The organism is Actinacidiphila sp. bgisy160 (genome assembly GCF_057707815.1).
The window spans coordinates 1-17,562 of the sequence record NZ_JBYIQW010000021.1; the positions used below are offsets into that span (position 1 = coordinate 1).

A 17,562-nucleotide genomic window follows, 5' to 3' on the forward strand; every position below is an offset into this window, starting at 1 on the left:
CCGGGTGCCGCGCCCCTCATCGCCGTGTGCGTGCCGGTCACACCGGCCCGGCGACCACCGCGACCCGCTTGGTGAGGGCCACACCCGAGCCGTCCCGGCGCGGGTCCTTCGGCGGGAGGTCGGCCGGCGCGCCCGTGGCGGTGGCGGCACGTGCGGGGGCGCCACCGGCCCAGGCCAGGAGCAGCATGTCCTCGCCCTTCAGGAAGCGCTGGCAGCGCACGCCGCCGGTCGCCCGTCCCTTGCGCGGGAACTGGTCGAACGGCGTGAGCTTGGCCGTGCCCTCCTCGGCCCCGGCGAGCGTCTCCCGGGCCCCGGCGAGGGTGAAGACCACGGCGTCCGCCGACGGGTCGACCGCGGTGAAGGAGATCACCTTCGCCCCGTCCGTCAGCTTGATGCCCGCCATGCCACCCGCCGGACGGCCCTGCGGACGCACCTGGCCCGCCGGGTAGCGCAGCAACTGGGCGTCGTCGGTGATGAAGACCAGGTCCTCCTCACCGGTGCGCAGCTCGACCGCGCCGACGATGCGGTCGCCCTCCTTGAGCGCGATGACCTCCAGGTCGTCCTTGTTCGCCGGGTAGTCCGGCACGACGCGCTTGACCACGCCCTGCTCGGTGCCGAGCGCCAGGCCCGGGGAGGACTCGTCGAGCGTGGTCAGGCAGAGCACCTGCTCGTCGGGCTCCAGCGACAGGAACTCCGCGAGCGGCGCACCGCCCGCCAGGTTCGGCGCGCCGGACGGCTCGGGCAGGATCGGCAGGTCGATCACGGCGAGCCGCAGCAGGCGCCCGGTGGAGGTGACCACACCGATGTCGGCCCGCGCCGTCGTCGGGATCGCCGAGACGATCACGTCGTGCTTGACCCGCTTGCCGTCGCCGGGGGCCAGTGCCCCGCCGTTCGCCGTACGGGCCAGCAGCCCGGTGGAGGAGAGCAGCACGCGGCACGGGTCGTCGGCGACCTCCAGCGGCACGGCCGTCACTGGCGCCGCGCCCGGTTCCATCAGCAGGGTGCGGCGCTCGGTGGCGTACTTCTTGGCGACCGCCGCCAGCTCGGCGCTGACCAGCTTGCGCAGCTCGGCGTCGGACTCCAGGATCCGGGTCAGCTCCTCGATCTCCGCGGTCAGCCGGTCCCGCTCGGACTCCAGTTCAATCCGGTCGAAGCGGGTCAGCCGGCGCAGCGGGGTGTCGAGGATGTACTGGGTCTGGATCTCCGACAGCGCGAAGCGCTCGATGAGGCGCTCCTTGGCCTGCGCGGCATTGTCGCTGGAGCGGATGATCGAGATGACCTCGTCGATGTCGACCAGGGCGACGAGCAGGCCCTCCACCAGGTGGAGGCGGTCCCGGCGCTTGCCGCGGCGGAACTCGCTGCGCCGCCGGACGACCTCGAAGCGGTGGTCGAGGTAGACCTCCAGCAGCTCCTTCAGGCCCAGCGTGAGCGGCTGGCCGTCGACCAGCGCCACGTTGTTGATGCCGAAGGACTCCTCCATGGGGGTCAGCTTGTACAGCTGCTCCAGGACGGCCTCGGGGTGGAAGCCGTTCTTCACCTCGATGACCAGCCGCAGTCCGTGCTCGCGGTCGGTCAGGTCCTTGACGTCCGCGATGCCCTGCAGCTTCTTCGAGCCGACCAGGTCCTTGATCTTGGAGATGACCTTCTCCGGGCCGACCGTGAAGGGCAGCTCGGTCACCACCAGGCCCTTGCGGCGGGCCGTCACGTCCTCCACGGACACCGTGGCGCGGATCTTGAACGTGCCGCGGCCGGTCTCATACGCGTCCCGGATGCCGTCCAGGCCCACGATCCGGCCCCCGGTCGGCAGGTCCGGGCCGGGAACGTGGCGCATCAGCGTCTCGAGGTCCGCGTTCGGGTGGCGGATCAGGTGGCGGGCAGCCGCGATGACCTCGCCCAGGTTGTGCGGCGGCATGTTCGTCGCCATGCCGACCGCGATGCCCGAGGCGCCGTTGACCAGCAGATTCGGGTAGGCGGCCGGCAGGGCCACCGGCTCCTGCTCCTGGCCGTCGTAGTTCGGCGTGAAGTCGACGGTGTCCTCGTCGATCGACTCGACCATGAGCATCGCGGCGGGAGCCGTACGGCACTCCGTGTAACGCATCGCGGCCGGCGGGTCGTCGTTGCCGAGCGAACCGAAGTTGCCGTGACCGTCGACCAGTGGCACGCGCATCGAGAACGGCTGGGCCATGCGCACCAGCGCGTCGTAGATCGAGGCGTCGCCGTGCGGGTGGAGCTTACCCATCACCTCGCCGACGACGCGGGCGCACTTCACGAAGCCGCGCTCGGGGCGCAGCCCCATCTCGTTCATCTGGTACACGATCCGCCGGTGCACCGGCTTGAGCCCGTCGCGGGCGTCCGGGAGCGCACGTGAGTAGATGACCGAGTAGGCGTACTCGAGGAAGGACCCCTGCATCTCGTCGACGACGTCGATGTCGAGGATGCGCTCCTCGAAATCGTCCGGCGGCGGGGTCTTCGTGGTGCGGCGGGCCATCAGGGCGCTGCTCCTTCGGCTGGACCTCATCGGATAAGGACACGGGACTGACGCGGACCATTGTGGACCGCCCCACCGACAGCCCGGACCACCCCCCGGCTCATACGTGGCGGTGACGGGAACTTCGCGGGCCGTTTGTCCGCTGCCTAGAGTGGCAGGTCTCAGCACAAAACAACGAGTACGCGACCGGAAGGACAGCTTGCCCATGGGTCACACGGCCACGCCGGAGGCAGATTCCGGCGGCCTCACCGCGACCGAGCACCGCCTGGCCAACGGCCTGCGCGTCGTGCTCTCCGAGGATCACCTCACCCCGGTCGCCGCGGTCTGCCTCTGGTACGACGTCGGTTCCCGTCACGAGGTGAAGGGCCGTACCGGACTCGCCCACCTCTTCGAGCACTTGATGTTCCAGGGTTCTGCGAACGTCAAGGGCAACGGCCACTTCGAACTGGTCCAGTCCGCCGGCGGCTCCCTCAACGGCACCACCAGCTTCGAGCGCACCAACTACTTCGAGACCATGCCGGCCCACCAGTTGGAGCTCGCGCTCTGGCTCGAGGCCGACCGCATGGGCAGCCTGCTGTCCGCTCTGGACCTGCAGAGCCTGGACAACCAGCGCGACGTGGTCAAGAACGAGCGCCGCCAGCGGTACGACAACGTGCCCTACGGCACCGCCTTCGAGCGGCTGACCGCGATGGCGTACCCGGACGGCCACCCGTACCACCACACCCCCATCGGCTCGATGGCGGACCTGGACGCCGCCTCCCTGGAGGACGCGCGGGCCTTCTTCCGGACGTACTACGCGCCGAACAACGCCGTCCTCGCGGTCGTCGGCGACATCGACCCGGAGCAGACGCTGGCCTGGATCGAGAAGTACTTCGGCACCATCCCGTCCCACGACGGCAAGCCGGCGCCGCGTGACGGTTCACTCCCCGGAGTGATCGGCGGGCAACTCCGCGAGGTCGTCGAGGAGGACGTCCCCTCGCGCGCGCTGATGGCCGCCTACCGGCTGCCGCACGACGGCACCCGCGAGGCCGACGCCGCGGACCTGGCGCTGACCGCCCTCGGTGGCGGTGAGTCCTCCCGGCTGCACAACCGCCTGGTGCGCCGGGACCGCAGCGCTGTCGCGGCCGGGTTCGGCCTGCTGCGGCTGGCCGGGGCGCCGTCGCTCGGCTGGCTCGACGTGAAGACGTCCAGCGGTGTCGAGGTGCCCGCCATCGAGGCGGCCGTCGACGAGGAGCTGGCCCGGTTCGCCGAGGAGGGCCCGACCCCGGAGGAGATGGAGCGGGCCCAGGCCCAGCTCGAGCGTGAGTGGCTGGACCGGCTCGCCACGGTCGGTGGCCGCGCCGACGAACTGTGCCGGTATGCCGTGCTGTTCGGCGACCCGCAGCTCGCGCTGACCGCCGTCAAGCGCATTCTGGACATCACCGCCGACGAGGTGCGCGCGGTCGCCGCGGCCACCCTCCGGCCCGACAACCGCGCGGTGCTGGTCTACGAGCCCACGGGCTCCGCGGCCGCGTCCGGCGAGGACTCCGACGAGGACGAGGAGGGCGCGGACCAGTGACCGACGTCCACACCACCATGACGTTCCACCCACAGCCCCGGCCGGGGCAGCCCAAGCCCTGGGACTTCCCGGCGCCCGAGCGGTCGACGCTGCCCAACGGGCTGACGGTGCTGCGCAGCCAGCGGCCCGGTCAGAAGGTCGTCGCCGTCGAGGTGCTGCTCATGGCGCCACTCGACGCCGAGCCCGAGGGCCTGGACGGCGTCGCCACGATCATGGCCCGGGCGCTGTCCGAGGGCACCGACAAGCACACCGCCGAGGAGTTCGCCGCCGAGCTGGAGCGCTGCGGGGCCACCCTCGACGCCCACGCCGACCACCCGGGCGTGCGGGTCTCCCTGGAGGTCCCCGCCTCGCGTCTCGACAAGGCCCTGGGCCTGCTCGCCGACGCGCTGCGCGCCCCGGCGTTCCCGGACGGCGAGGTCGAGCGGCTGGTGCGCAACCGCCTCGACGAGATCCCGCACGAGCTGGCCAACCCGGCGCGGCGCGCGGCCATGGCGCTGTCCAGGGAGCTCTTCGCCGCCGACCTGCGTTGCTCCCGGCCGCGCCAGGGCACCGAGGAGACGGTCGCGCGCATCGACGCGTCCGCCGTGCGGGCCTTCTACGACATGCACGTACGGCCGTCCACCTCGACGGTCGTCGTGGTCGGCGACCTCACCGGGATCGACCTGGAGGCGCTGCTCGAGAGCACGCTGGGGGAGTGGAGCGGCAAGCCCGCCGAGCGACGTCCGCTGCCCGCGATCACCGCGGACGACACCGCGCGCGTGGTGATTGTGGACCGCCCCGGGTCCGTCCAGACCCAGGTGCTCATCGGCCGCGCCGGCGCGGACCGCCACGATCCCGTCTGGGCCGCCCAGGTGCTCGGCACGTACTGCCTCGGCGGCACGCTGACCTCGCGCCTGGACCGCGTCCTGCGGGAGGAGAAGGGCTACACCTACGGCGTGCGGGCCTTCGGCCAGGTGCTGCTCTCCACGCCCGAGGGCACGGGTGTCTCCCTGCTCGGCATCAGCGGGTCCGTGGCGACCGACGTCACCGCGCCCGCCCTCGCCGACACCTGGCAGGTGCTGCGCACCCTTGCGGCGGAGGGGCTCACCGACGAGGAGCGGGACGCCGCCGTGCAGAACCTCGTGGGCGTCGCGCCGCTGCGCTACGAGACCGCCTCGGCGGTGGCCGGGACCTTCGCCGACCAGGTCGAGCAGTCCCTGCCGGACGATTTCCAGGCCCGCCTCTACGAGCGGCTGGCCGCCACGGGCACGGTGGAGGCGACGGCCGCGGTTGTCAACGCCTTCCCCCTGGACCGGCTCGTGGTCGTCCTCGTCGGCGACGCCTCTGTCATCGCGGACCCCGTCCGCGAGCTGGGTATCGGCCCGGTGGAGGTCGTCACGGGCGGCTGACCGCCACCCCACAGCGGCCCCGGGTGCCCTCGGGCGCCCGGGGCCGCGGCGTGCGGGGGTGCGGGAGGTGCCCGTTCAGCAGGCCGGCCGGGCCCGCCACGTTGACGCACATGCCGGCGCCGGTCGGCGCGGGCCGCCGGCGGGCGAGGCCGGCGCGCCCTCCGACAGGTCGATAGCCGCGGGAACCTCGGCCCCGGGTCCGGCGAGCACCTCCAGCAGGGGCCGTCCGCGCAGCCCCGGTCCAGGCCCCGGCGGGCAGCGGCGACACGCTCGGCGAGCACCGGTAGCTCGTCCGCCCGTCGCGGGTGGGGGGCGGCCTCGGTCCCCTCGGCCCGACGGCCGGGCGTCCGGTCGTGGCAGGCGCGCAGGAAGTCCTTCTTGGCGCGGGCGGCGTCGGTGGCCGCTCCTGGTGTGACCCTACGCACGCGGTTCCGTCACCGGGTTCCGTTCGGCGGGGCCGGCCGGTGACGCGGGTCACCGCGGTCCGCGCAGCGGACGTGCGGGGCTTCCCGGAGGGGGCACACCGCCGGGGGAGCTGCGGAGTCGCGGAATTGCGGACGGTTGCGACCGCTTGGCGTCCGGTGTGGCATCCCGCACATATCGCCGGATTTTTTTGGAACCGCGAGCAACACCTGGTTAACGTCCTCGGGTTGCCCGGCGGAAGCAGCCGCCTCCCGCGGCACCGGAGCAACGATCGCCGAGTCCCCGTCAGGCGCGAGCCTGGGGAGCCGGGGACCCACCTGAGATGTCCCTGGGGTGAATCGGGCGGCGTGCGCCGCCCGTAGGAGACCTTCCTGCTCCGAACCCGTCAGCTAACCCGGTAGGCGAGAAGGAAGGAAAGGATCTCCGCCTGCCCATGGCGTCGTTCTCCATACGCTCCACCTTTGCCGGCGCTGCCGCGCTGACCACCATCACGACCGGCGCGTTCGTCGTGCCCGCCGCGGCCGCCGACGCCAAGGCCGAGGGTTCCGCCTTCGCCCGCTGCGCCGCGGTCGCCGGGGACCTCGCCGCGCATCTCGCCGACCAGGCGTCGGCCCAGCACCGGGCCGCCGTCGTCGCACGCAAGCGCCACGAGGCCCATGTCGCGCACGCCGAGCGCGCCGCCCGTGAGCGCGCCGCCGAGGAGGCCGCGGCCAAGGCCGCCAAGGCCAAGGCGGCCCGCGACAGCGCCGCGCACGCGTCGCGGAGTGCCGCACAGGGCCGCGGCACGCTCGGCGGCTGGGTTCGGCCGGTCGCCGGTACCATCGGCACGCCCTACCGCGCGACCAGCAGCCTGTGGTCCTCCGGCCACCACACCGGTGTGGACTTCCACGCCTCTGTCGGCACCCCGGTGCACGCCGTCGGCGCGGGCACCGTCGTCGAGGCGGGCTGGGGCGGCTCGTACGGCAACAACATCGTGATCCGCCACGCGGACGGCATGTACACCCAGTACGGCCACCTGTCCTCGCTGGGTGTGTCCGTGGGCCAGACCGTCTCCGCGGGCCAGCAGATCGGCCTGTCCGGTGCCACCGGCAACGTGACCGGGCCGCACCTGCACTTCGAGGCCCGTACGGCCCCGTCCTACGGCGCCGACGTGGACCCGCTGGCGTACCTGCGCTCCAAGGGCGTCCGCATCTGAGCCATTCCCCTCCCCCCACGCCGAAGGCCCCGGTTCCCGCCGGGGCCTTCGGTGTGGGGGCGCTTCCCGGCCGCCGGGTGTCCAAAAATGCTCCATGAATTCAGGGCGGCCGTCGGAATCGGCGCCGCGCTGGAATAGAGTCGCGGCAGAAACGCCGGCTCCTCCGTTACGCGGGGATTAAAGGACGGCCGTCGGCGCGCACTGAAAGGAACCTGCGATGTGGGGTCGTACGTGAACGGGACGGGCGGTGCGGGCGGCCGGATTTCGGCCCGGGCGGTGTGCACGGCGATCCGTGACGACATCATCAGCGGGTTCTTCGCGCCGGGGAGCCGGCTGACCGAGGAGCAGCTGGCCAAGCGCTACGGGGTGTCCCGGGTCCCGGTGCGCGAGGCGCTGCGCACCCTGGAGTCCGAGGGCTTCGTGCAGACCCGCCGGCACGCCGGGGCGTCCGTCGCCGAGCCGACCGAGCAGGAGGCCGCCGACCTGCTGGACATCCGCGCCCTGCTGGAGCCGCTGGGCGCCGCACGGGCGGCGCAGCGGCGTACCGAGGCCCATGTGAAGGTGCTGCGCGGGCTCGTCCGGCTGGGCCAGGAACGTTCCCTCCGCCGCCAGTTGTCGGACCTGCCCGCGCTGGACGGCTGGTTCCACGAGACGCTGGCCCAGGCCTCCGGCAGCCCGACCCTGGTGGCGCTGCTGACCCAGCTGCGGCACAAGATCGCCTGGGTGTACGCGGTCGACACCCCGGGGCGCGCCGTGGAGTCCTGGGAGGAGCACGGCGCGGTGGTGGACGCGGTGGCGCGTGGCGACGCGGAGCGGGCCCGGCGGCTCATGGCGGCCCACGTGGAGCGGGCGACGGCGGTGCACCGGCTGCGCCGTCCGCAGAGCACGGGACGCGGTGCCGCGGCGCGGTGAGAAATCCGAAACACGCCGTACACACTTCGCGCGGCCGGGTTTAACAGAAGTGCCGTATACAACGTGGGTAATTGTCCGCGGGCTTTTCAGCGCGCTATTGTGCTGCACGCTGCCCGGAAATTGCCCGGCAACGACGAAGGGGCGGGTCCGCGAAATCCGGCCGGATTTCACGCGGCGGCCCGCCCCTTTTGTCGAACGCGGCTTCGCGCGGCGTCAGACGGTCTCGGGGAGCTCGTCAAGCCCCTCGGAGACGAGCTTGGCCAGGCTGCCGAGAGCGGCGTCCGCGCCCTCGGCGTCGGAGGCCAGGACGACCTCCTCGCCGCCGGCCACGCCCAGGCTCAGCACGGCGAGCATCGAGGCGGCGTTGACGGGGGCGCCGTCCGCCTTCGCGATGGTGACCGGCACGCCCACGGCGGTGGCGGCGCGGACGAAGATCGAAGCGGGACGTGCGTGCAGGCCCTCGGCCCAGCCGATGGTGACGCGGCGCTCAGCCATGGTGTTGCCCTTCGGGTCGTTCCTGGGAGGTCTAGACCAGTCTGCCATGCCTCGGACACCGGTCCGTCACCACATCGTCGCACCGGGCCCGCGGTGGCGAGGTGCCCGTACGCTGGGGCCATGACGACGCCGCCCGCCGCAGAGCGCGACTACCCGGTCCACTGGGAGGCGGACGTGGTCCTGCGCGACGGCGGGATCGCGCACGTCCGGCCCATCGCGCCGGACGACGCCGAACGGCTGGTGAGCTTCTACGAGAAGGTCTCGGACGAGTCCAAGTACTACCGCTTCTTCGCGCCCTACCCCCGGCTCTCCGACCGGGACGTACACCGCTTCACCCACCACGACTACCGCGACCGCGTCGGCCTGGCGGCCCTGGTCGGCGGCGAGTTCATCGCCACCGTCCGCTACGACCGCACCGACGACGGCGAGGCCGAGGTCGCCTTCCTCGTCCAGGACGCGCACCAGGGCCGCGGTGTGGCCTCCGCCCTGATGGAGCACATCGCCGCGGTGGCGCAGGAGCGCGGCATCCGCCGTTTCATCGCCGAGGTGCTGCCCGCCAACCGCAAGATGATCAAGGTCTTCACCGACGCGGGCTACACCCAGCAGCGCAGCTTCACCGACGGCGTCGTCCGGCTCGAGTTCGACCTGGAGCCCACCGAGCAGTCCCTCGCCGTCATGCGCGCCCGCGAACAGCGCGCCGAGGCCCGCTCCGTCCAGCGGCTGCTCGCCCCCGCCTCGGTCGCCGTCATCGGCACCGGCCGCAGGCCGGGCGGCGTCGGCCGCGGGGTCCTCCGGAACATCGTCGCGGGCGGCTACACCGGCCGCGTCCACGCCGTGAACCGCTCGTTCCCCGCGGACCTGCGCACCCTCGACCCCGAGGGCGTCCCCGCCCACCGTTCCGTCGCCGAGATCCCCGACAGCGTCGACCTCGCCGTGATCGCCGTGCCCGCCGACAACGTCGCCGAGGCCGTCGACGCATGCGGCCGGCACGGCGTCCTCGGTCTGCTGGTGATCTCCTCCGGTTACGCGGAGTCCGGTGCCGACGGCCGCCGCAGGCAGCGCGCCCTGGTGCGGCAGGCCCATTCGTACGGCATGCGCGTCATCGGCCCCAACGCGTTCGGCGTCCTCAACTCCGCCGAGGACGTCCGGCTCAACGCCTCCTTGTCACCCGAGACCCCGGACGCCGGACGGCTCGGGCTGTTCACCCAGTCCGGAGCCATCGGCATCGCGATGCTCTCCGGGCTGCGCCGGCGCGGTGCCGGGCTGTCGTCCTTCGTCTCGGCGGGCAACCGGGCGGACGTCTCGGGCAACGACATCCTGCAGTTCTGGTACGACGACCCGGCCACCGACGTCGCCCTGCTCTACCTCGAGACCCTCGGCAACCCGCGGAAGTTCTACCGCCTCGCCCGGCGAACCGCCGCCGTCAAACCGGTCGTCGTGGTCAAGGGCGCCCGGCACTCGGCGGCCGCCCCGCCCGGACACGCGGTGCCCCCCGCCCGCATCCCCGACAGCACCGTCTCCGCCCTGCTGCGGCAGGCCGGCGTCATCCGCACCGACACCGTCACCGAGCTCCTCGACACCGGACTGCTGCTGTCGTGCCGGCCGCTGCCCGCCGGACCCCGCGTCGCGATCCTCGGCAACTCCGAGTCCCTCGGGCTGCTCACCTACGACGCCTGCCTCACCGCGGGCCTGGAGCCCGGCCTCCCCCTCGACCTCACCACCGCCGCCGGCCCCGAGGACTTCCGGGCCGCCCTCACCGCGGCCCTCGCCGACCCCGCCCACGACGCGGTGGTGGTCACCGCCATCCCGCGCGTCGGCTCGGAGCTCGCCGAGGCCCCCGCGAACAGCGACGACCCCGCACTGGCCGAGGCCCTCCACGCCGCCGTGGACGGGGCGGGGACCGGCAAGCCCGTCGTGATCGTGCACACCGCCCTGGAGGCCATGGCCACCCGGCTCGCGGCCGTCCGTATCCCCGCCTACAGCGCCGCCGAACGCGCCGTGAAGGCACTGGCCCGGGCCGCCGCCTACGCCCAGTGGCGCAGGGACGCCCAGATGCCCGGCAAGGTTCCGGAGTTCGAGGACGTCGACGAGGCGGGCGCCTGCCAGGAGGTCACCCGGCTGCTCGACGAGGCGGGGGAGCCCGCCGGGGAGACCCACGGCGTGGCCCTCGACGACTCCGCGGCCGCCGCCCTGCTGGCCCGCTACGGCATCGCCGTCCGGCCCACGCTGCCCGCCCCCGGGATCGACGCGGCCCTGGAGGCGGCCCGCCGGCTCGGCTACCCGGTCGCCCTCAAGACCACCGCGCCCCACCTGCGGCACCGCGCCGACCTCGGCGGCGTACGCCTGGACATCGCCGACCCCGACGACCTCAGCCGCGCCTTCGGGGAGCTGACCGCCCGGCTGGGCAAGCCCGAGGAGCTGCACCTGGTCGTGCAGGCCATGGCGTCGCGCGGCGTCGACACGGTCGTACGCGCCACCGTCGACCCGGCCGCCGGCGCCGTGCTCTCCTTCGGCATCGCCGGCGCCCCCTCCGAACTCCTCGACGACATGGCGCACCGGCTGGTCCCGGCGACCGACCGGGACGTCGCCGAGCTGGTCCGCTCCATCAAGGCGGCCCCGCTGCTGTTCGGCTGGCGCGGCGCGGAGCCGGTGGACACCGGCGCCCTGGAGGAACTGCTGCTGCGCGTGTCACTGCTGGTCGACGACCTGCCAGAAGTGGTCTCCGTAGACCTCGAGCCGGTCGTGGTGGCCCCCGCCGGCCTCACCGTGCTCGGCGCCTCCGTGCGTCTCGCGCGGCCCCCGGCCCGCACGGACCTCGGGCCTCGCGCACTGTCGTCCTTCTGAACAGATGCTCCGCACTAGGATGGTCGCCATGGCGAAGACCGGTACGACGACCCAGGGGCTGCGCGCGGCCATCGAGCGCAGTGGCTACTACCCCGCCCTCGTGGCCGAGGCCGTGGAGGCCTCCGTCGGTGGGGAGCCGGTCGCGTCGTACCTGGTCCACCAGGAGACCACCTTCGACGCGAACGAGGTCCGCCGGCACGTCACCGTCCTGGTCCTGACCGGCACGCGCTTCATCGTCAGCCACACCGACGAGCAGAGCGCCGACGACACCTCCCCGAGCCCCTACGCCACCACCTCCACCGAGTCGGTCAAGCTCGAACGGATCTCGTCGGTCGTACTGAGCCGGGTCGTCGCCAACCCCGAGTCGTACACCCCGGGCACCCTGCCCCGCGAGGTCGTGCTGACCATCGGCTGGGGCGCGGTCAGCCGTATCGACCTGGAGCCCGCCGCCTGCGGCGACCCCAACTGCGAGGCCGACCACGGCTACACCGGCTCCTCCACCGCCGACGACCTGAGCCTGCGGGTCAGCGAGGCGGGCGACGGCCCCGAGACCGTCCGCCAGGCCCTCGCCTTCGCACAGGCGCTCTCCGAGGCGACCGCGAGCACCGCGAGCGCGGCCTCCTGATGGTCCATCCCGCCCCGTCCTACGAACCGCTCGATCCGTACGCCGCCCCCGCCCCCCGCTACGGCACCGGCGCGCTGAGCGACCTGCTGCCCGCGGTCGCCGCCGGGCTCGGCATCACGGGCGTCCCGCCGACGGCGCTCGACCTCGCGCCCGCGGACCGCGTCTGCGTGTTCCTCGTCGACGGCATGGGGTGGGAGCTGATCCGTCGGCATCCCGACGAGGCGCCGTTCCTCACCTCCCTGATGGCCGGCTCGGCCACCGGCAGCGGCCGGTCGATCACCGCGGGCTTCCCCTCCACCACCGCGACCTCGCTCGCCTCCGTCGGCACCGGGCTGCCGCCGGGCGCGCACGGCCTGGCCGGGTACACCGTGCTGGACCCGGACACCGGCGCGTTGATGAACCAGCTGCGCTGGCAGCCGTGGACCTCCCCGACGGAGTGGCAGCCGCACCCCACCGTCTTCCGGCTCGCCCAGGAGGCCGGGATCGAGACCTGCCAGGTCACCTCGCCCACCTTCGAGCACACGCCGCTGACCAGGATCGCCCTCAGTGGCGGCACCTTCCACGGCCGGCTCACCGGCGAGGAGCGCATGGACCTCACCGCCGAACGGCTCGCCGCGGCCGACCGGGCGCTGGTCTACACGTACTACAGCGAGCTGGACTCCATGGGCCACCGGCACGGCGTCGACTCCGACGCCTGGCGCGGCCAGCTGATGATGGCCGACCGGCTCGCCCAGCGGCTCGCCGAGCAGCTCCCGCCGCGCAGCGCCCTCTACGTCACCGCCGACCACGGCATGATCGACATCCCCTTCGACCCGGAGTCGCGGATCGACTTCGACGAGGACTGGGAGCTGCGCGCCGGCGTCGCCGTCCTCGGCGGCGAGGCCCGGGCCCGCCACGTCTACGCCGTGCCCGGCGCCGCCGCCGACGTGCACGCGGTGTGGAGCGAGGTGCTCGGCGAGCAGATGTGGGTGGCCTCCCGCGAAGAGGCGATCGCCGCGGGCTGGTTCGGCCCGGTCGTGGAGGACCGGGTGCGCGGCCGGATCGGCGACGTCGTCGCCGTCGCCCGGGACGACATCGCGATCGTCGCCACCCGCACCGAGCCCGGGGAGTCCACCATGGTCGGCCTGCACGGCTCGATGACTCCCGTGGAGCAGCTGGTGCCACTGCTCGAAGTCCGAACCTGACGCACCCCGAACCGCTCCCTCCGTACCGCCCACCGCCCCGCCCCGAAAGGCCGCCGCCTCCTCATGCCTGAGCTCGTGTTCTTCTCCGGAACGATGGACTGCGGGAAGAGCACCCTCGCCCTGCAGATCGAGCACAACCGCTCGGCACGCGGCCTGGAGGGCCTGATCTTCACCCGCAACGACCGGGCCGGCGAGGGCGTCCTGTCCTCCCGCCTCGGCCTGGAGACCAAGGCCGTCGAGGCCGCCGACGACTTCGACTTCTACGGTTACCTCGTCACGCACCTGTCCGGCGGCGCCCGCGCCGACTACGTCATCGTCGACGAGGCCCAGTTCTTCACCCCGGACCAGATCGACCAGCTCGCGCGCATCGTCGACGACCTGCGGCTGGACGTCTTCGCCTTCGGGATCACCACCGACTTCCGCACCAGACTCTTCCCCGGCTCCCGGCGGCTGGTGGAGATGGCCGACCGAATAGAGGTGCTCCAGGTCGAGGCCCTGTGCTGGTGCGGCGCCCGGGCCACGCACAACGCCCGTACGGTGGACGGGAAGATGGTCGTCGAGGGCGAGCAGGTCGTCGTCGGCGACGTCAACCGCCCCGGCACGGCGATCGGCTACGAGGTGCTTTGCCGCCGCCACCACATCCGGCGGATGACCGCCGCCGCGGCCCGTGCGGCGGCGATCTCGCCGGACGTCCTGCCGGTCGACTAGCTGCTGCCGGCGCCCTGCTGCGGCAGGGAGCGGATCACGGTGAAGACGGCCCCTTCCGGGTCCGCCACGGTGGCCAGGCGGCCGTACGCGCAGTCGCGCGGCGTGCGGATGACGCTGCCGCCCAGTTCCAGAACCTGGCGGGCGGCGGCGTCGGTGTCGGCGACCTCGAAGTACGTCATCCAGTGCGCCCCGCGGTCGCGCGGCAGGGCCCGGCCGACGCCGTGGATGCCGCCGACCGGACGGCCGGCGAGGTGAAGCGTGAGGTAGTCGACGTCGGTGGAGACGACCGCGTCGGTCTCCAGCCCGAAGACCACCGAGTAGAACTTGCCCACCAGTGAAGTGTCCCGGGTGACCAGTTCGTTCCAGACCGGCGCGCCCGGCTCCCCGGAGACCTCGGTCCCGTGGTGGCGCCGGGCCTGCCACACCCCGAACACCGCACCCATCGGGTCGGAGGCGACAGCCAGCCGTCCCGCGTCGTCCGCGTCCAGCGGGCCGACGCCCACCGTGCCGCCGCAGATCCGGATCAGCTCGGCGGTCTTGTCGGCGTCGTCCGCGGCGAAGTAGGTCGTCCAGGCGATCGGCAGGTGCCGGTCCCCGGCCAGCTCGCCGATGCCGGCCACGCTCCTCCCGTCCAGCGTGGCGCGCACGTACAGGCCCAGCGAATGCGGACCGGGGTGGAACTCCCAGCCGAACAGCTGGCTGTAGAACTCCTGCGTGGCCTCGACGCTGTGAGCCAGCAGGCTGACCCAGCACGGGGTGCCGTGCGGGTGGCGGTTCCCTACCTCGGTCATCAATTCTCTCCTGGGGAGCAACGCTCGGGCTTGCAGGGGACGTGCCACAGCGATGCTCGCACCACCGGGTGTGCCGCGTACCGGGGCCGCGCCGCGGATTTCCCGCGCCGGGTGACCACAATGGGCTTATGCATCCTGTCATTACCGTAACCGAATTGGCCGCGCTCCCGAAGGGGTCCCCGACAGACGCCGCGCTTCTGGACGTCCGCTGGCAACTGGGCGGCCCGCCCGGCCGTCCCGCGTATGAGGCCGGTCACCTGCCCGGCTCGCACTACGTCGACCTGGACACCGAGCTCGCCGGGTCACCTGGGCCGGCCGGGCGTCATCCCCTCCCGGACCTCGCGGTGTTCACCGCCGCCATGCGCCGCGCGGGCGTCCGCCGCGACCGCGACGTCGTGGTCTACGACGGCGGTCTCGGCTGGGGCGCGGCCCGCGCGTGGTGGTTGCTGCGATGGGCCGGGCACGAGCGGGTCCGCGTCCTCGACGGCGGTCTGGCGGCGTGGACGGCGGCGGGACTGCCTCTGGAGACGGACGTCCCCGCCGACGAGGAGGGCGACTTCACCGCCACGCCGGGCGCGCTTCCCGTGCTCACCGCCGACGAGGCGGCGGCGCTGGCCCGCCGCGGCGTGCTCCTGGACGCCCGGGCGCCGGAGCGCTACCGGGGCGAGACCGAGCCCATCGACCCCGTCGCCGGTCACATCCCCGGCGCGGTCAACGCCCCGACCACGGAGAACGTCGTCCCGGACACGGGTGTCCTCCTCGCCGCCGACGAACTGGCGGCGCGCTTCGGCAAGGCCGGTGCCACGGCCGAAGCCGAAGTCGGCGTCTACTGCGGCTCGGGCGTCTCCGGCGCCCACGAGGTGCTGGCCCTGGCGGTCGCCGGGATCCCCGCGGCACTGTACGTCGGCTCCTGGAGCGAGTGGTCCGCCACCGGCCGGCCGGTGGCGACGGGGCCGCAGCCGGGCTGACCCCTGGAAGCCGCCTCAGCTGTCAGCCGGCGTCCGGCGGCGGGTCCGCCTCCGCCCGCCCGTCGCCGGACTCCGCGGTGGGAGCCTTGCCCGGAGGCATAGCAGGTGCAGTCATCAACACCCGCGCGTACGCGCCCATGGCCACCACCATGACGGCGAGGATCACCAGCCAGCGCATATGGAGACGCGCGGGAAGACTCAGCACACGTACGGAGAAGCCCCCGTACATCGGCCGCGCGATCCGTCGTCTGCGGTTGGTACGGCGGCTCAACGGCGCTTCCTCCTGTTCACGGTCCGCGAGGGCGGACGGGTGCGGCCTATGGAGTCCCGGTGCTCCAGCAGTTCCAGCGGCATGTCGAAGGCCACGGCGGCCACGACCTGGGGCCCGTGCGGCGTGTCCCGGGAGTAGCGGGCGACGAACCGCTCGGAACGCAGTGATCCGTCGACCACCTCGACGTGCTCCCCCAGCGCGGGGATTCCCACCGCCTGCATCCGGACCCCGTGCTGCTCCGACCAGAATCGCGGCACCGGAGTGAAGGACTGCGCACCGGGGCCGCGCAGCAAGGAGTCCGCGGCATGCTGGCCCATCTCGACGGCGTGGATCAGATGCTCGACACGCCGGGGCGTGGCGTCGAAGCGCGCGTTGGGCCATCGGGCCACGTCCCCGGCCGCGACGATCGTCCCCACGAGGCGCCCTGAAACGTCGGTCGCGTGGCAGGTCGGCCCGCAGAGCACACCGTCGGAGACCTCCAGGCCGCTGCCGCGCAGCCACTCGGTGCGGGGCACACTGCCGAGCCCCAGGACGACGAAGTCGCAGTCGAGGACGTCGCCGGTGTCCAGTCGCAGGCGCAGCCCCTCGCCTTCGTCGGACCAGTCGGTGATGCGCGTGCTCAGCCGCACATCGACACCCGCCCGCTTCTGGATCCCGGCGACCACCTCGCCGACCCGCGGGCCCAGCACCCGGCGCAGGAGCGGGGCGCTGTGCACCACCAAGGTGACGTCCATGCCGTGCTCCCGCGCCGTGCAGGCCAGCTCGCAGCCGACGAAGCCGCCACCGAGGATGACGACGCGGCGGGCCCGTGCGGCGTGCAGCGCGCGCTGCACCGCGGCGGCGTCCTCCAGCGTCCGGATTGTGCGCACCCGGTCGCTGAACACCGGCGCCTCGGGGAGCCGCTTCGCGTCCACGCCCGTGGCGATGACGAGGCCGTCGTACGGCAGGCGCTCCCCGCCGCGCAGTTCCACCGCTCTGCCGGGAAGGTCGAGCCCGACCAACCGGGTGTCCAGCAGCCAGTGGGCGTCGAGCGCCTCGTCCGCCCGGAAGGTGAGCTGCTCCGCGCCGAGCCGGCCGGCGAGGTACTGCTTCGACAACGGCGGACGGCTGTACGGCCGGCGGCTCTCCTCACCCACGATCACCAGCTCGCCCTCGAAGCCCCGTTCCCGCAGCCGGGTCGCGGCGCTCAGCCCGGCGAGTCCGCCGCCCGCCACGACGATGCGCCGCCTGCTGCCGCGAGTGGCCAGGCCGCTGCGCTGCCTCCGGACGGGCTGTCGTCCGCCCGGGGCCGAGCCGCTGCGGATCCCGATGGCCTGCATCGGACAGCAGCGCACGGCCTGCCGCGCCTGCGCCGCGAACTCGGCCGGCACATTGCGCGTGTAGTGGAGCGAGCCGCTCCCGGAGATCCGGAAGACCTCGGGGGCCTCCTGCTGGCAGATTCCGTAGATGTGGCAGCGGTTGTTGTCGACGCTGATCCGGACGGGCGCCGTCTCGGGCACGAGCGCCGGAGCCGGGGACTGGAAGGACTGCGCCGGAATCGGCGGGTGCTCCCGCTCCGGGACGGCGAGCGGGGAAGGCACGGCGTCGTGCGGTACCGGGCGGTCGTCCTGACGCTGCTGCTGGTGCGGGACGTACGGGGCGGGGTGCGACAAGGCATACCCGGGCGGCCCCGGCCGCAGGGGGGCGGATCCGGGGTGGCGGTCCGCCGGGGC

The 17,562-nt window shown here is 73.3% G+C and carries 14 protein-coding genes and 1 riboswitch; of the genes, 9 read left to right on the plus strand and 5 right to left on the minus strand.

Features of this window, described 5'->3' with window-relative positions:
- Window positions 1-37: 37 nt before the first annotated feature.
- Window positions 38-2,488 (minus strand): DNA gyrase/topoisomerase IV subunit A, encoded by a 2,451-nt coding sequence (locus AC3EUJ_RS18295; RefSeq protein WP_431962560.1) that lies wholly within the window; start codon window positions 2,486-2,488, stop codon window positions 38-40.
- Between the two features lie 205 nt (window positions 2,489-2,693).
- On the opposite strand from AC3EUJ_RS18295, the gene AC3EUJ_RS18300 reads away from it, so the two are divergent.
- The 4 genes from AC3EUJ_RS18300 (at window position 2,694) to AC3EUJ_RS18315 (ending at window position 7,964) form a co-directional block, all read left to right on the plus strand.
- Window positions 2,694-4,046 carry a M16 family metallopeptidase gene (locus AC3EUJ_RS18300; protein WP_431962562.1) on the plus strand — a complete coding sequence of 451 codons (1,353 nt, stop codon included), beginning with the start codon at window positions 2,694-2,696 and terminating at the stop codon, window positions 4,044-4,046.
- Between the two features lie 17 nt (window positions 4,047-4,063).
- A complete protein-coding gene (locus AC3EUJ_RS18305; RefSeq protein WP_431962725.1) occupies window positions 4,064-5,434 on the plus strand; it encodes a M16 family metallopeptidase in 1,371 nt (456 codons plus the stop codon).
- Between the two features lie 685 nt (window positions 5,435-6,119).
- Window positions 6,120-6,275, plus strand: a riboswitch (cyclic di-AMP (ydaO/yuaA leader).
- Window positions 6,276-6,290: 15 nt separating this feature from the next.
- The gene (locus tag AC3EUJ_RS18310; protein WP_431962564.1) at window positions 6,291-7,052 is read left to right on the plus strand and encodes a M23 family metallopeptidase; all 762 of its coding nucleotides are present in this window, start codon (window positions 6,291-6,293) and stop codon (window positions 7,050-7,052) included.
- A 219-nt stretch (window positions 7,053-7,271) separates the two neighbouring features.
- Window positions 7,272-7,964: a GntR family transcriptional regulator gene (locus AC3EUJ_RS18315; RefSeq protein WP_431962566.1), complete on the plus strand. Its 693-nt coding sequence runs from the start codon at window positions 7,272-7,274 to the stop codon at window positions 7,962-7,964.
- 213 nt (window positions 7,965-8,177) lie between these two features.
- Here the strand turns inward: AC3EUJ_RS18315 and AC3EUJ_RS18320 are convergent, their stop codons facing one another.
- Window positions 8,178-8,459 carry an HPr family phosphocarrier protein gene (locus AC3EUJ_RS18320; protein ID WP_431962568.1) on the minus strand — a complete coding sequence of 94 codons (282 nt, stop codon included), beginning with the start codon at window positions 8,457-8,459 and terminating at the stop codon, window positions 8,178-8,180.
- 120 nt (window positions 8,460-8,579) lie between these two features.
- Here AC3EUJ_RS18320 and AC3EUJ_RS18325 point away from each other — a divergent pair, with 120 nt between their 5' ends.
- The 4 genes from AC3EUJ_RS18325 (at window position 8,580) to AC3EUJ_RS18340 (ending at window position 13,820) form a co-directional block, all read left to right on the plus strand.
- A complete protein-coding gene (locus tag AC3EUJ_RS18325; protein ID WP_431962570.1) occupies window positions 8,580-11,303 on the plus strand; it encodes a bifunctional acetate--CoA ligase family protein/GNAT family N-acetyltransferase in 2,724 nt (907 codons plus the stop codon).
- A gap of 28 nt (window positions 11,304-11,331) precedes the next feature.
- Entirely contained in the window at window positions 11,332-11,928 is a 597-nt protein-coding gene (locus AC3EUJ_RS18330) for a DUF5998 family protein (protein WP_431962572.1), read from the plus strand.
- Window positions 11,928-13,112, plus strand: a complete 1,185-nt coding sequence (locus AC3EUJ_RS18335) for an alkaline phosphatase family protein (protein WP_431962574.1) — start codon at window positions 11,928-11,930, stop codon at window positions 13,110-13,112. Before AC3EUJ_RS18330 ends, AC3EUJ_RS18335 begins: the two co-directional genes overlap by 1 nt.
- 63 nt (window positions 13,113-13,175) lie before the next feature.
- Entirely contained in the window at window positions 13,176-13,820 is a 645-nt protein-coding gene (locus AC3EUJ_RS18340; RefSeq protein ID WP_018561859.1) for a thymidine kinase, read from the plus strand.
- Here AC3EUJ_RS18340 and AC3EUJ_RS18345 read toward each other — a convergent pair.
- Window positions 13,817-14,611 carry a VOC family protein gene (locus AC3EUJ_RS18345; RefSeq protein WP_431962577.1) on the minus strand — a complete coding sequence of 265 codons (795 nt, stop codon included), beginning with the start codon at window positions 14,609-14,611 and terminating at the stop codon, window positions 13,817-13,819. The two genes, AC3EUJ_RS18340 and AC3EUJ_RS18345, sit on opposite strands and share 4 nt — an antisense overlap.
- A 128-nt stretch (window positions 14,612-14,739) precedes the next feature.
- Between AC3EUJ_RS18345 and AC3EUJ_RS18350 the strand changes: the two genes are divergently transcribed.
- Window positions 14,740-15,579: a sulfurtransferase gene (locus AC3EUJ_RS18350; protein ID WP_431962579.1), complete on the plus strand. Its 840-nt coding sequence runs from the start codon at window positions 14,740-14,742 to the stop codon at window positions 15,577-15,579.
- A gap of 22 nt (window positions 15,580-15,601) precedes the next feature.
- On the opposite strand, the gene AC3EUJ_RS18355 is transcribed toward AC3EUJ_RS18350, so the two are convergent.
- Both AC3EUJ_RS18355 and AC3EUJ_RS18360 read right to left on the minus strand, forming a co-directional pair.
- Entirely contained in the window at window positions 15,602-15,850 is a 249-nt protein-coding gene (locus AC3EUJ_RS18355; RefSeq protein ID WP_431962581.1) for a hypothetical protein, read from the minus strand.
- Window positions 15,847-17,502 carry an FAD-dependent oxidoreductase gene (locus AC3EUJ_RS18360; protein ID WP_431962583.1) on the minus strand — a complete coding sequence of 552 codons (1,656 nt, stop codon included), beginning with the start codon at window positions 17,500-17,502 and terminating at the stop codon, window positions 15,847-15,849. Before AC3EUJ_RS18360 ends, AC3EUJ_RS18355 begins: the two co-directional genes overlap by 4 nt.
- Window positions 17,503-17,562 lie beyond the last annotated feature (60 nt).